Genomic DNA, 14,613 nt, shown 5'->3' on the forward strand with positions numbered 1-14,613 from the left:
TTCATCTATATTCGCCCAGTTATTCCGTAGCTTGAACTGGTAAACTGATCATATTCGGAGCAAGTTGCTTACGTGCGATACGTAACCCTTTGCTGATTTGACTGATATTAGAATCAGGTAAAGCGATAAAAGATTGCGTTTCTTTATCCCAAATACCCGCTTTTTTACCATCACGTGTCAAATAAATAAAATCTAAGCGGCCAATCCGTAAATAATCAACTTCACGCTCCATGCCATCAACAGTCAATAGCTGTGTATATGCTTCAATTGTTCGGCCATAATCCACTTCAACTTGATATGATTCTAAAATACGTCTGAATTTTTCACTTGAAGTAATATCTGCTTTATCCATCATGCTTTTAAGCTTATTGATTCGCTCTGTACGCTCTTGCGTTAAAAAAGGGATATCTAATTCAATAAATTGCTCAAGACCGGTAATCATACGTAGCATTAAAGGTGTTATTTGGCGTTCAATAACAGACACTTGATCCATAGATGTATTTAAATCATCCATTTCTATGATCTGATTGCTAATTTGTTTGGTGATTTGCTGGTTATAAACCTCAAGTCCATCAATTTCTTTATTTAAAGTCTTAAATTGCTGTAATCTTGCTTGCATTGAATCTGCAATTTTATCGATTTTATCTTGTGATTTCATTGCTGATTGATTGATCTTTTTACTAGAATCAATCACTTTATCTAGGTCGCTGGCAAAGTTATTGAAGCTCATTGCAATTGTTGTCGCTAACAACAGAGGTTTAACGCATTTCATCACTATAACCCTATAGGTAAGTTATTTTACAAAAACATTACAGAGAATTTTAGGTGGAAATAATGACACTTAGATTTCGAATAGGTGACACTTTTATTTTAAAAATATGTCATTTTATTTACAGGGCAAGGGAATCTTACATTAATGATAACAATCCCATAAAAACTAACAAAAAACCTTCAATAGATAATAAAAGTATAGCGATTTATTAACAACAGGTTCAGCTAGAGCATTTATTACTCTTTCCCTGAAAAAGTAAAATTAAAATAAATAATTAATTAATTGTAAATTTAAAAAAAACATTTACCATGAAAGCGCTTACAGTAATAATGTAAAGAGCTACTATATTTAACCAGATGTAATATGCCGTCCAACACCTATTAGCCGTTGTACTGTTCAATATATCTGTTAGCTGATATTAACCCGTTTATGAGAGTATTTATTATTCCACTGTAAGCCACTGAAAAAAATAAAAAAACGAATGGAGTCAGAATATATGACAGAACATCCCCAAAAAAAACAACACAGTTACACCGTAGTCAAGCATATTTCTATCGCTTTAGTGCTCAGCTTATTTTCAGCATTAACTGTAGCCAACAACTTAATAGATAAAGGTGCTACTTGGCGCTATTTAGACAATGGCAGTGAACTTTCCAGTAGTTGGACAACCAGCAGCTTTAATGACACCAGCTGGGCACAAGGTGCTGGGCAATTAGGTTATGGCGACGGTGACGAAAGCACGGTTATTAGCTACGGCGACAGCAGAAGTAGTAAATATATTACCAGTTATTTTCGTCACTTCTTTCAAGTAACCGACACCAGCACAGTAGACGGCTTAACCTTAAATTTATTACGTGATGATGGCGCTGTTGTATATCTCAATGGTCAAGAAGTATTTCGCTCTAACCTACCTCAAGGTAGTATTAACTATTTAACTCCTGCCACAAATGCCGCTGGCGGCAGTGGTGAAAAAGAATATTTTAGCAAAACACTATCGGCTGACTTATTAGTCAACGGCAGTAATCTTATTGCCGTTGAAGTGCATCAAGCAAGTTCTGGCAGTTCAGACGTTAGTTTTGATTTAAGCTTAATCACCAGTGCAGGTGAAATTTCCCCCGGTGACGGTAGCTTATTGCGTGGCCCTTATTTACAAATGGGCTCAGACTCACGTATGACAATAAAGTGGCGTACTGACGGATCAACCGACAGTTTAGTGCTATATGGCACTGATCCTAATACGTTAGATCAAAGTGTTAGCAGTAGCCAAGTGACTACAGAGCATGAAGTGGTCTTATCTGGGTTGTCGGCAGATACACGTTATTATTATAGTATTGGTTCAACCGGCAACGACGGTATATTACTTGGCGACAACTCAACCTATTTTGAAACTTCACCCACACCAGGTACAGCGACACCAACCCGTATGTGGGTAGTTGGTGATGCCGGTACCAAAAACAATAACCAGCGTAATGTTTACAATGCCTATTTAGCAGAAACCGGTAGCCAATATACTGACTTATTTATTATGTTAGGTGACAACGCCTACAGCGACGGGTTAGATCACGAATACCAAGAAGCGGTATTTGACATGTACCCACAACTATTACGTACCACTCCAGTATGGTCAACGTTAGGAAACCATGACGGACACAGTGCCGATTCAGAGACAGAGTCTGGTCCTTATTACGATATTTTTACTTTTCCACGTCAAGGCGAAATTGGCGGTGTTGCTTCTGGCACCGAAGCTTATTATTCTTTTGATTATGGCAACATACATTTTATTGTTCTCGACTCTTTTGAAACCTCGCGCCACCTTGACGGCAGCATGATCAGCTGGATGCAAAACGATATACAACAAGCAACCGCCGATTGGACCATCGCATTTTGGCATCACCCTCCTTACACCAAAGGCTCGCATAACTCAGACACTGAAAGTGATTTAATTCAAATGCGAGAAAACTTTTTACCTATATTAGAACAAAATGGCGTAGACTTAGTACTCAATGGCCACAGCCATTCTTATGAAAGAACTAAATTTATTGACGGTCACTACGGTTTGTCAAACACTTTTAGTAATAGCCAACACGCCATAGACGCTAACGGTGGTCATGCCGATGGCACTGGTGCTTACACCAAAGCACAAGGTAACCCGGCACACCAAGGGGCAGTATATATAACCGCAGGTAGCTCAGGTAAAAAAAGCGGTGGTGCACTTGACCATGCTGCCATGTTTACCTCGTTAAACGAATTAGGCTCACTTATTATTGAAGTAGACGGACTCACCTTAAATACCCGTTTTATTGATGACAACGGCGCAGTACAAGACTATTTCACCATAAGTAAAAGTGGTGAATTACCACCACAAAAAGCCAGTATTTCCGGCTTAGCTTGGCTTGATCAAGATAAAAATGGGATCCGTAACAGCAATGAAACTCATTTAGCTGCAATTGCTGTACAATTAATAAATCAACAAGGAAATATTGTTGCCAGTAAAACCACTAATGGCCAAGGTGAATACAGTTTTACTAACCTTAACGCTGGCAACTATAGCATAAAATTCACCCCCGGAATTTACAATATTAGCCCTGAAAACCAGGGTAATGACCGTAACTTTAATAGCGACATAGCAATAGCAACCGCCACAAGCCCCATGTTAAGCCTAACCGCTGCTAGTAACACAACGCATATTGATATTGGCTTATACCAAGATGAAATTATAAGCGAAGGCCAAGCAATTCCAGGTGTGATTCTAGCAACTTCGTATGATCAAGGCGGCGCGGGCATTAGTTACTATGACACAAGTGCAGGTAATTCAGGCAACAGTTGCCACAACCGTAGCGATAATGTAGATACGGAACAAGGTAGCTTAGGCTGTAACCTTGGCTGGATCAATAACGGAGAATGGCTAAACTATACGGTAAATATTGCTGAAACGGGTCTATATAACATTGATGTCCGACTTGCTTCAGCCAGTGTTGGTAGTGCTTTCCATCTTGAATTAGACGGTGAAAATATTACCGGCACCATTACCGCCCCAGCGACAGGTAGCTGGCAGTCATGGCAAAGTAAAAGCTTAATTAACATTGGCCTTAGCCAAGGACAGCATTTACTAAAATTTGTTGCCGATGGCGCGCAATTTAACTTATACGACTTAAGCTTCACGTTAAACACTGACAGCGGCGACAGCAGTGGTGATAACCAATACTTATTACCGATAGTACAAGCAGAAGGCAGTAGTGAATTACAAGCCGCAAGCTTAGCTATTGACGGCGATTTAACCACAAGCTGGTCAAGTTACTGGGGAAATTCTAGTTGGTTTATCATTGATTTAGGTCAAGCCTATGATCTTGCCAAAGTGAAAATATTTTGGCAACAGCTCACCCCAAGCGACTACATCATACAAGGCTCGTTAAACAATGCTAGCTGGGATACATTATCACAACAAACCGATGGCACTTTTGGTACGCGTACCGACAACGTATCTATAACAGGCCATTATCGTTATATACGCCTATATGCCGAAGCCCGTAGTCAAGGAAATACAGAGGGTTATGAAATCAGTGAAATACAAGTATATAGCCCAGAATAGTATCGTTAAATGTAACAACACCATAGCGTAACTATATAACTTAAGCCGTATTTAAGCTATATACGGTAATAATAACACCAGTAAGGGGCTAGGCCACCTTAGTCCTTTGCTTTTAAATTTATAAATTATCAATGAAATCTGTTATGTTAGCGAATCACATCATTAAATATCCAGTAACAGTACTAAAAGTAGTTATCCCATTCTTACTTAGCATAAGCCCCTATGTTATTGCTCACAATGATTTAACACATCGTATTCACAGCCTCAACCACCAATTAAATCAACATCCTCATAACCAGCATAACATTCACTTATTAGTACAGTCGGGTAAGTTAAAATACAAAAACAAACAATATCATGCCGCCTTGCACGATTTACAACAAGTATTACAGCTTGAAACCGAGCATAGTGATGCACTTTATTACGCGGCCCAAGCTAACTTTCACTTAAATAATTATCAAAGCGCCGAACAGCAAATTCTGCGTTTCTATCAACAAGCCAAAAACCCGGCAGGAAAAATTAAAGCCAATCGATTACTTGGTGATATTCACTTAGCCGAACACGCGATTAGTGAAGCCGTGAGTTTTTATCAAACTGCTCTTAACTTACAACAACAACCCCAACCAAATGACTTTTTACATGCCGCCATCACCGCACAAAAATTGCCTGATCAAGGTCAACAACTTGCATTAACCATATTACATCAAGGTATTAACACCTTAGGAACCATTAGCAGTCTAGCTGACCCTGCAATAAAACTACACCTTGCTCTACAGCAATATAACCATGCCATACAATTAACCGACACACTACTAAAAAACGCCGCTGGTTTGCGCAAAGCATTATTGTTAGAAAAAAAGATGGTTATTTATCAACAACTACAACAAACATCTCAAGTAAAGCATACGATACTCTTAGCATTAGCAGCCATAAAAAGCTTATCTCATCATAAGCAACAATCTCGGCAAGTACAGGCACTCGTCGCAAGGTTAACTAGTAGTTATTTTTAATTAATGATCTTGTTATTCCTCTGATATTTTTAAATAAACGTAGGTGCTTTAGGGTTATTATGGCGGCGAGTGATATATAAAATACACTCTTCTTCCCCTTTTTGCTTGAAACTGCGTGCAAGATCAATGGGTGTAGTGAAAGTATCCCCTTTGCCTAATAACAAAGTTTCACCGCTAGCCGTTATTTCAAACTGTCCTTGCTGAACAAAAATTACTTCCTCTTCATATCGAATATGTTCAGGTATTTCAGCATGTTTTTTTAATTTAAGTCCACGTACAACAAAATTATGTTGCCAGTCTAACTTAGCTGCAGGTAGGTCTTCACTTTGATTTTCAGGACCAACTAACGCAACTTCTTCAACACCATCAAACTGTGCTAGACCAGTATTTTTATTCCAAGAAAATGTATCAAAACGCTGTACTATAGACTCCATATCTACGCTATCTACAACTCTATGTTCTGCAATTTGTTGAGCTGAAGTAATCGGCATAGGCTCTTTATCATCCGGAATAGTTTCACCTGAAGTTGTATCAACCAAGCTACCATCTTCTAATAAAACTAATCCATATTCTTTCGCAAGTTCAAATACCTGTGGTGCCCACAATACACGACCCGGATCATCTCCCCCTAATACAGCATGAAGATAACCAATATCATCCCCCACATTTTCAAACCCTCTAAAAATATCCGTCGGAATTGAAATGATATCGCCTTTATTTAAAATTACTTTACCATCATCAGCATTTACACCACTTATAAATGACCAAGTTCCTTGGTGAATTACAAAAACCTCTTCTGTTAAATGACTATGTTGTGAATTTAAACATCCTGCTGGCTGGCGTGCTCCGCCAATGTTAAAACCATGAGGAATAGAAATATGGATATGTTGGTCTGGATTTTCAGCAACTCCAGGCCCAATCAATGTAAAATTTTCTTTTTTATCACTTCCTGGACTACGCGTATCAATGAAAGCATTAGTACAAGGTTTGAGATCTGAATATCTGATTAATCGATTCGCGAGTATCATAATTATTTATCCTGTTTCTTAAAATTCAATGAGAGTTATTGATTATCTAGCGGTCCAACCGCCATCGACTTTGATGCTTGTACCTGTGATCATTGATGCCAATTCACTCAATAAAAATGTACAACTATTTGCAATATCATCGACTTTGGCCAAGCGACTCAGTGGGATCATGTCAAAAACAAATTTATGAAATGCTTCATCTTTAAACATGGGCTCTGTCATTGGGGTTAAAACAAATGTAGGCGCAACCGTATTTACACGGATATTATGCTCTGCAAGTTCCACTGCCATGGCTTTGGTTACGCCTTCTACTGCATGTTTACTCATACAATACAAAGTGCGATTAGGTGAGCCTACAAACCCCATTTGTGATGACATATTAACAATGGAAGCACCACCAGAATTAAGCATCGGAGTGATAGCAGCTTGAGAGATTTTATATAAAGTACGAATATTAAGGTCGATCACAGCATCAATGTTTTCATCAGTTTGACCTAACATTTGACCAACACGGTTAATACCCGCATTATTTACTAAACCATGTAAAACAGGTAATGCCTTTAGTTTTTGAAAAAACGACTCACTGGTTACATCCATTGCCCATCCGGTAATATTATCTGGATAAAGCACGATTAATTTGTCTAAGTCTGCTTGCGTCCTTGCAACCGCAATGACATTTGCATCGTATTGCGCAGCCATAGTTGCACAAGCTAGCCCAATTCCTTTACCTGCACCTGCTACCAAAATAGTTTTATTGGTAAATAACCCCTTATTAAAACTCATATAAAATATCCTGAAATTCATTATTGCATTCGAAGTCATTATTACGTAGGATTAATTCATATTCAAGTAAAGATTAAAAATATAATTTTATTAAAATCAAATCAACAGGAGATGTCACAGTGATTAAACATTTAAAGAAAGGTAAAGAAGAAGAAGATAAAAAAGAGTTTTTACAGCAGGTTAAGTCTACTGTGGAAACAATAATTGAAGATATTGAAACTAATGGTGATCAAGCCATTTCACAGTACTCTGAAAAATTCGACAAATGGAATCCGGAGTCATTTAGGTTGGCTAAAGAAGAAATTCAAGCCTGCTATGACGAGCTTGATGATAATATCATTGAAGACATAAAATGGGCACAAGAACAAGTTAGGAATTTTGCTCAAATTCAACGAGACTCTATGAAAGACGTTGAAGTTGAAACTTTACCTGGCGTTACTTTAGGCCATAAACACATTCCGATGGAAAGTGTTGGCTGTTATGTACCCGGTGGTAAATACCCGCTTGTTGCTTCTGCACATATGAGTGTGGTGACAGCAAAAGTTGCTGGTGTAAAACGCGTAATTGCTGCAGCACCTCCTTTTGATGGCCGACCCTCTCCCGCCATTGTTGTAGCGATGGACCTTGCTGGCGCTGATGAGATTTATTGTTTTGGCGGAGTGCAAGCGATTGCAGCTATGGCTGTTGGAACTGAGAGTATACCACCTGTTGATATGATAGTGGGTCCTGGTAACGCATTTGTTGCAGAAGCTAAACGACAATTGTTTGGACGTGTAGGCATTGATTTATTTGCAGGACCAACTGAAACTTTAGTCATTGCAGATGATAGTGTTGATGGTGAATTATGTGCCGCAGATCTATTAGGTCAAGCGGAGCATGGCCCAACTTCACCTGCTATTTTATTAACCAATAGCGAAGCTTTAGCTAAAGACACGTTAGCTGAAATAGAAAGGCAATTAACCATTTTACCAACAGCTGAAGTAGCTGGTGCTGCTTGGAAAGATTATGGTGAAGTAATCGTATGTGATACTTACGAAGAAATGGTAGAAGTTGCTAACGACTTAGCCTTTGAACATGTACAAATAATGACTCAAAATGTACCTTACTTCAAAGAAAATATGCGTAACTTTGGTGCGTTATTTTTAGGCCCTGAAACAAACGTATCTTATGGTGATAAATGTATTGGAACTAACCATACACTTCCAACTCGTAAGGCTGCACGTTATACTGGCGGATTATGGGTAGGTAAATTTATTAAAACCTGTACTTTCCAAAGCGCAACCGAAGAAGCTTCTGTTGTTGTTGGCGAGTATTGCTCTCGACTGTGTGCTGTTGAAGGTTTTGCAGGGCATAAGGAGCAAGCGGATATCCGCTTAAGAAGATATAAAGGGTAAACTTTGAATAAAGATAAAAAAGTAACTTCTTATGATGTAGCACGTGAAGCCGGTGTATCACAATCAGCTGTATCTCGCGTTTTTCGTCCGGGACTGAGTGTCTCACAAAAAACACGTGATAAAGTAATGGAAACAGCGAATAAAATGGGCTATAGGCCTAATGCTATTGCGCGAATGCTGATCACCAAACAGTCAGGTATGGTGGCTGTTATTGTTTCATCACGTGCAAATATCAATTACCCTGAAGTACTTTCGCAAGTGAGTAAACAACTTGCGGCTCGTAATAAACGCGTTTTATTATTTACCTTAGATGACGCCGAAAGTGCAGACGATTTGTTTGAACAGATCAGGACATTTCAGGTCGACGGTGTCATTGCACTTGCTGCGCATTTTGAAAGCCAACGACTGGCACAATTTAAGCAGCATAATATACCTGTAGTGCTCTATAACCGAAATGTTCCTGATGCGATGGCAAATACAGTATGTTGTAATCACGAATTAGGGATCAAACAACTTATTGCCGAACTGCAAATTAATCAACCAAAAAATTATTTAGTATTGTCTGGGCCAAAAGACTCTGATGTTGCTAATGAACGCCGAGAAATAGCTCTGAATTTATTAAAAAAGTCAGATGAAAATCATGTCTCTGTTTTATATGGTGATTATTCATATCAGTCAGGTAGAGATTGTTTAGCCAAATGGCTAAAAAAACACCCTGCTCCGGATGCAATTATATGTAGTAACGATAGCATGGCGGTAGGCGTTATTGATGAAGCCAGAGAAAATCACAAAATTCATATACCGAATGATATGTCAGTAGTTGGCTTTGACGGTTACGCTTCTTCATCTTGGTCTAGCTATCAAGTAACAACGATCAAGCAACCACTTGAGCAACTTGTTAAAGCTGCTGTTGACATGCTAATAGAGCGTATAGAAAACCCAGAATCACCACCTGAAGCCCGTGTATTAACAGGTATGTTAATCAAAGGCAACTCAGTTAGGCGACCTTAATTTGGTTATTAATCATGAGCACATTACCTATACTTATATTGCCTGGTACCCTATGTACCGAGGCAATGTTTACACAACAAATATTACATCTTAAACAATTCACCGATAACGTATCGGTTGTGCAATTTACCAATGAAACGAGCTTGTCTGAAATGGCAGATAAAGTAATTCAAGCGACACATAAACAACCTGTAGCTATAATAGGTTTTTCTATGGGTGGCATTGTTGCGTTAGAAGTTGCAAAAACACACCCCCACCTTATTGCTAAACTTGCTATGGTTAATTCTAATTGCCATGCAGATTTACCACACAGAAAAGCGAACAGGTCATCTCAGATAAAACAGGCACAATCTGGTGAGCTATTATCTCTGATCAAAGACGTATTTATGCCTAATTATTTAAATCAACAAAGGTCTGATTGGCAAAAATTAATTATTGATATGGCACTTACCTTAGGTACTGACTGTTTTTCAGCACAGGTAATGGCTATTGAAGACAGGCCCGATGGCTTACACATATTACAAGCACTGGCAGCCGATATTTTAATCATTGGTGGACTACAAGATAATATTTGTCCTGTAGAACATCAACTTGAAATGCATAAAGCATTACCAGACAGTGATTTAATACTGCTTGGCAATTGTGGACATTTCTCCCCACTAGAACAAACCGACAAGGTATCCAATGCCTTATCTCAATGGTATTTATCTAATAACAATTAACTTTGTGCTGTTAAACAGGAAAATAGTCATGAACTTAAAGCAAAGCTTAGCCCAAAAAACACCGTTAGTTGGCACTTTTGTTAAAACACCACACTTTCACAATACTGAAGTATTAGCGTATTCCAGTTTAGATTTATTATGCCTAGATGCAGAGCATGCGCCATTTGATCGTGCTGCGATAGATACGAGCATATTAGCGGCAAAGTCTCAAAATAAACCCATTGTTGTGCGTATACCCGATAGTGAAAACGCCACGATTTTAAACGCACTTGATCTTGGAGCTGATGGCATTGTAATACCACATATTTTAAGTGCTGAGCATGCACGAAGTGTAGTGCAAAAAAGCTTTTTTGGACCCGATGGCAGGGGCTACGCTGGTTCAACACGATTTGCAGGTTACACCACACATGAATTATCCGGTAATTTAGCTGCTAATAAAAGTAATACTTGCGTGATAGCACAAATTGAAGATCTTGAAGCAGTAGATGATATAGATGCCATTTGTCAGGTTGATGGCATTGACTGTATTTTTATTGGTCGAATGGATTTAACCGTCGCATTAAAGCAAACGACCCCAAGTCACCCTGATGTACTCAAAGCAGTTGAGAAAATAGTCACATCAACTCAAAAACATGGTAAAAATTGTGGCATGTTCGTGGGAGACCTGACTGAACTACCTCATTGGATTGCATCAGGAGTGAGTTTATTTTTATTAGGTTCAGATCATGGCTTTATGCTTAGTGGCGCACAACAATTACAACAAATTTTTGCGGATGCCGTTGCAAAAAATCAATAAAAAGCGCCATGATTGGCGCCTAATTATTTCAACAATAAAATTTTAACGGCGAGACTTATTAAACTCTCTCATTCTCGCCAATACATCGACACCAAGTTGATGGTAAACGTGAAGTAAATCAACCAATACCCAATTTTCTCTGATCATGTTATTTTCACAACGCCAAAAATCTAAACTGCGCATGGTAATTTTTTGATTTGCAGGAGCAATACCAAGCCAACCGCCATCACTGATATGCATAGACATACCAGGCCAAGCAGTAAAACCGACATAATCGCCTTCAGCAAAAATATACCCTTGCTCAACACTGGCTGTACGATTAGGCATCGCACTCAGAAATGGAATTTGATGCCAATTTCTAAAACCTTGAATGCCACGACCTGTACCAATCCCCGAGGGCCCATACCAACTACTACGCTGATGCCAATACTTTTCTAATTGCATGGCCTCAACACCACCTGAAGCAAATTTCCCCAAACCACTTAGCATATTGCTCACTAAGGTTAAACTGCGTTTTGCATGTGTCGAGTTTTTATTTTCAATCGCTAAACCATCTTGAGTTGAAGGTCCTGGAACGTGCCACTCTCGACCTAAACTAGGTACCATAGGCCATACGCTAGCTTGCATCATTACTTCAGGAATATCCCAAATCGCTTGAATCTCTATTACTTTATTATTTTCTATACGATAAAACTCATGAAACCGCATGGCGACTTGATGCCCTGTTGCAGGAATTTCAAGCCAAGCTTGCTCAAAACTACCAGTATAATAGCCACAAAAACCAACCCATTCACTTTTATCTTCGCAACTGCCTGACATCACAATTGTTTCTCGCCGCTCTAAATCGGGTATAGCCTTTAATAAAGGAGCATAAGCTCTTTCATAAAACTGTTCTACCCCTTTCATGGTTTCAAAGGGAAAACAGAGATGTACAACGACCTCAGGATCTAATACTTTATTCAACTGAGTTAAAACTTGACTAGATTCAAAATTGAATAATGCTTGTTGCAACGGCTGAAGCAATGATTTATGTGTAGAATATAGGTCGCTCATCTTTTTCCTCTTTCAGTTTTATATATGTTTTCATCAATTTATTTCATTCCAACCTAATGTTAAAACGTCAACTGAGTGCTTAAAATTAATTAAAAATAACAAATGACTTCGAAGTCACTCAATGGTACGCTGAAATATATCTAAATCAAGTAAAAATAACCTAATGGGGGAATTAAATTGAAAACTATAATAGATAAACTATACCTACGGCTCACATCATCTGCAGATCAAGCCAATGATTATATAAGTGAAGATGTAAAATGGTTCGTGAGTGCACCAATTAATGAGCTGCAAAATAAATCACAAATGCTCGAACAATTTTGGAAACCTTTACACCATTCGTTACCCGATATCGAACGTAAACCCTTTATCAATATTGAAAATGAATATAAAGGCCAAAAATGGATTGCAAGCACAGGATATTTTGTAGGTACATTTTCTGAAGATTTATTTGAAATTCCCGCGACTAATAGAACCCTATATTTACGATATACAGAGTTAGTGCAAGTAGATAATAATAAAATTAATACGTGTTTTATTATTTTAGATTTTATAGATGCGATGAATCAAGCTGGTGTGAACCCTTTAAGAAAAAGCTTAGGTCATGAAGGACTGATTATGCCGCCATCAACTATGGACGGTTTAATTAGAACACAAGTAAGAGATTCTGAATCAGAGAAGTCTCAACAACTTGTGCTTAACATGTTAGATGAATTAGGCCAATTTGATGGAAAGTCATTAAAAAGTATGCAATTGCATAACTTTTGGCACAGTGACTTTATGTGGTATGGACCAGCCGCTATTGGCACTACTCGCGGTATTGAAGGCTTTAGAGCGAATCATCAAAAACCATTTGTATTTAGCTTCCCAGATCGTAGCGTTGATCATAAAGCCACTCTTATTGCTAATGGTAACTACGTTGCAACTGGTGGCTGGCCACATATGCATGGCACACACTCATTTGGCGGCTGGTTAGGTCTCCCACCTTGTAATAAAGAGTTGTCACTTAGAGTAATGGATATATGGCGAAGAGAAGGTGAACTCCTCAAAGAAAACTGGGTAGCCATAGACATTATAGATATGTGCATGCAAATGGGTCTTGATGTATTTACAATGATGAAACAACAGTTTAAAGGAAAATAAAAAACAAATAAAAATGGCAGCCCACTTGTGCTGCTATCTTTATTACAAATGCAATTTCTATTTTAGCTTGGGTTATTTATTTTTCTACTACGTTCCAAAATATCTAAACCTTGCTGTTTTAACCAATATGGAATATCAATTAGTACCCAGTTTTCCATTAACTTATCCCCTTCACGACGATAAACATCTACCACACGCATATCTGCCCGTATTTCAGCACCCGGTAAACCTAAAAAACCACCTATAGATGTATTTGTTAAATTAGGCCAGCCAAAAAAACACGCATAATTACCTTCTGCATATCGGCAAATATGTCCATTAAAAACTTTATCTTTTAACCCTTGTCTAAATGGGTAAGAGTGCTGCTCTTGAAACTTAGGGATAGTATAAGTTGCACCTATGCCTGCTGGTCCATACCAAGCCATATCTTTTGCCCACGTTTTTTCTAAAATTTCTGGTGGGTAATTGTCATTCGCTGTTTGATTTAGTTGCGATAAGTCATCAATCATCTGGTTAAGAATTTTCATGGTTTTTTCACCTTCTTCAGGTGATTTATCGTCTAATTGAATGCCATCATGGGTACGTGGACCTGGATATATAAACGAGTGTCCTGTTGATTGTGGCAACGGATTAATTCCAACTTGATGCATAACACTGATAATGTCACAGAAAAAACCAGAACAAATAATTTTTCCATCTTTTATACAATTAAAATCAGCATAACGGATCATCGCAACTCTTCCTGAACGAGGGATCCCTAACCAATCTTGATCAAATTGCACCATAAAATGGCCCATACTGGTTACCCAGTTTTCACCATTTTGTCCACTTTCTCCAGCCATGAATACATCTTGACGACGCTGTATATGCTTAAAGGAATGCATAAATGGTTGCCAAAAAGCCTTATTGACTGCTTTTGGCCCCTTTTGTTCATTAAAAGGATGTACACCATACCATTGACAATTTTCACTCATATATTGAGTTAATACATCGCCTATTGTTTCTGGTGTTGCCTGCTCAATTGCTTGGTAATATTCAAGTATCAGTTCTTTATTTTGTTGTTCGGTACTCATGTTGGCTCCACCAATTTTTATTTACTATTCTATTATTGCATTTGAAGTCAGTTTTTATATTTTTACATGCTCACTTTTAAATAATCAAATACGATATTCTAAGCAACCAACTTCAAAAGCCTCATTATTTATGCAACAACTTCTTTAATTAAATTTTAAACAATGTTATTTTTATTTGACTTCGAAGTCAATTTGTATTGTTATATAATTATACTTCAGACTGAAAATAATAAGAGATG

Annotated in this window: 12 protein-coding genes; 7 read left to right on the forward strand and 5 right to left on the reverse strand. The window is 38.1% G+C overall.

The features are described from left to right. Positions 1-19: 19 nt before the first annotated feature. Entirely contained in the window at positions 20-772 is a 753-nt protein-coding gene (locus CJF42_RS00830; protein WP_095364848.1) for a DUF3450 domain-containing protein, read from the reverse strand. 496 nt (positions 773-1,268) lie between these two features. Between CJF42_RS00830 and CJF42_RS00835 the strand changes: the two genes are divergently transcribed. After that, positions 1,269-4,361: an SdrD B-like domain-containing protein gene (locus CJF42_RS00835; RefSeq protein WP_095364849.1), complete on the forward strand. Its 3,093-nt coding sequence runs from the start codon at positions 1,269-1,271 to the stop codon at positions 4,359-4,361. A 131-nt stretch (positions 4,362-4,492) separates the two neighbouring features. Then, positions 4,493-5,371 (forward strand): tetratricopeptide repeat protein, encoded by an 879-nt coding sequence (locus CJF42_RS00840; protein WP_095364850.1) that lies wholly within the window; start codon positions 4,493-4,495, stop codon positions 5,369-5,371. A gap of 29 nt (positions 5,372-5,400) precedes the next feature. Here the strand turns inward: CJF42_RS00840 and CJF42_RS00845 are convergent, their stop codons facing one another. Together CJF42_RS00845 and CJF42_RS00850 are read right to left on the reverse strand one after the other, a co-directional pair. Then, positions 5,401-6,402 carry a cupin domain-containing protein gene (locus tag CJF42_RS00845; protein WP_170940422.1) on the reverse strand — a complete coding sequence of 334 codons (1,002 nt, stop codon included), beginning with the start codon at positions 6,400-6,402 and terminating at the stop codon, positions 5,401-5,403. A 39-nt stretch (positions 6,403-6,441) separates the two neighbouring features. Then, positions 6,442-7,182, reverse strand: a complete 741-nt coding sequence (locus CJF42_RS00850; RefSeq protein WP_095364852.1) for an SDR family NAD(P)-dependent oxidoreductase — start codon at positions 7,180-7,182, stop codon at positions 6,442-6,444. Between the two features lie 119 nt (positions 7,183-7,301). On the opposite strand from CJF42_RS00850, the gene hisD reads away from it, so the two are divergent. From hisD to CJF42_RS00870, 4 genes are read left to right on the forward strand one after another with little or no spacing between them, the layout of a single operon-like run. Then, positions 7,302-8,576: a histidinol dehydrogenase gene (hisD, locus tag CJF42_RS00855; RefSeq protein WP_095364853.1), complete on the forward strand. Its 1,275-nt coding sequence runs from the start codon at positions 7,302-7,304 to the stop codon at positions 8,574-8,576. 3 nt (positions 8,577-8,579) lie between these two features. Next, complete coding sequence (locus CJF42_RS00860; RefSeq protein WP_095364854.1) at positions 8,580-9,587, forward strand: LacI family DNA-binding transcriptional regulator; 1,008 nt, start codon at positions 8,580-8,582, stop codon at positions 9,585-9,587. A 14-nt stretch (positions 9,588-9,601) separates the two neighbouring features. Further along, entirely contained in the window at positions 9,602-10,309 is a 708-nt protein-coding gene (locus CJF42_RS00865) for an alpha/beta fold hydrolase (RefSeq protein WP_095364855.1), read from the forward strand. 28 nt (positions 10,310-10,337) lie between these two features. Then, positions 10,338-11,105 (forward strand): HpcH/HpaI aldolase family protein, encoded by a 768-nt coding sequence (locus CJF42_RS00870; RefSeq protein WP_095364856.1) that lies wholly within the window; start codon positions 10,338-10,340, stop codon positions 11,103-11,105. A 42-nt stretch (positions 11,106-11,147) separates the two neighbouring features. Here the strand turns inward: CJF42_RS00870 and CJF42_RS00875 are convergent, their stop codons facing one another. Beyond that, complete coding sequence (locus CJF42_RS00875) at positions 11,148-12,158, reverse strand: ester cyclase (RefSeq protein ID WP_095364857.1); 1,011 nt, start codon at positions 12,156-12,158, stop codon at positions 11,148-11,150. 177 nt (positions 12,159-12,335) lie between these two features. On the opposite strand from CJF42_RS00875, the gene CJF42_RS00880 reads away from it, so the two are divergent. After that, positions 12,336-13,301, forward strand: a complete 966-nt coding sequence (locus CJF42_RS00880) for a nuclear transport factor 2 family protein (RefSeq protein WP_141235447.1) — start codon at positions 12,336-12,338, stop codon at positions 13,299-13,301. Positions 13,302-13,363: 62 nt separating this feature from the next. Here CJF42_RS00880 and CJF42_RS00885 read toward each other — a convergent pair whose 3' ends face one another. Then, positions 13,364-14,374: a nuclear transport factor 2 family protein gene (locus tag CJF42_RS00885; protein WP_095364858.1), complete on the reverse strand. Its 1,011-nt coding sequence runs from the start codon at positions 14,372-14,374 to the stop codon at positions 13,364-13,366. Positions 14,375-14,613 lie beyond the last annotated feature (239 nt).

Origin of the sequence: Pseudoalteromonas sp. NBT06-2, assembly GCF_002276045.1 — a bacterium.
Classification (GTDB): domain Bacteria; phylum Pseudomonadota; class Gammaproteobacteria; order Enterobacterales; family Alteromonadaceae; genus Pseudoalteromonas.

What these genes read in the sequence shown, in the direction of transcription:
- CJF42_RS00885 (WP_095364858.1), bottom strand. Translation starts at nt 14,374, where the DNA reads ATGAGTACCGAACAACAAAATAAAGAACTGATACTTGAATATTACCAA.
- CJF42_RS00830 (WP_095364848.1), bottom strand. Translation starts at nt 772, where the DNA reads ATGAAATGCGTTAAACCTCTGTTGTTAGCGACAACAATTGCAATGAGC.
- CJF42_RS00835 (WP_095364849.1), top strand. Translation starts at nt 1,269, where the DNA reads ATGACAGAACATCCCCAAAAAAAACAACACAGTTACACCGTAGTCAAG.
- CJF42_RS00840 (WP_095364850.1), top strand. Translation starts at nt 4,493, where the DNA reads ATGAAATCTGTTATGTTAGCGAATCACATCATTAAATATCCAGTAACA.
- CJF42_RS00850 (WP_095364852.1), bottom strand. Translation starts at nt 7,182, where the DNA reads ATGAGTTTTAATAAGGGGTTATTTACCAATAAAACTATTTTGGTAGCA.
- CJF42_RS00865 (WP_095364855.1), top strand. Translation starts at nt 9,602, where the DNA reads ATGAGCACATTACCTATACTTATATTGCCTGGTACCCTATGTACCGAG.
- CJF42_RS00875 (WP_095364857.1), bottom strand. Translation starts at nt 12,158, where the DNA reads ATGAGCGACCTATATTCTACACATAAATCATTGCTTCAGCCGTTGCAA.
- CJF42_RS00870 (WP_095364856.1), top strand. Translation starts at nt 10,338, where the DNA reads ATGAACTTAAAGCAAAGCTTAGCCCAAAAAACACCGTTAGTTGGCACT.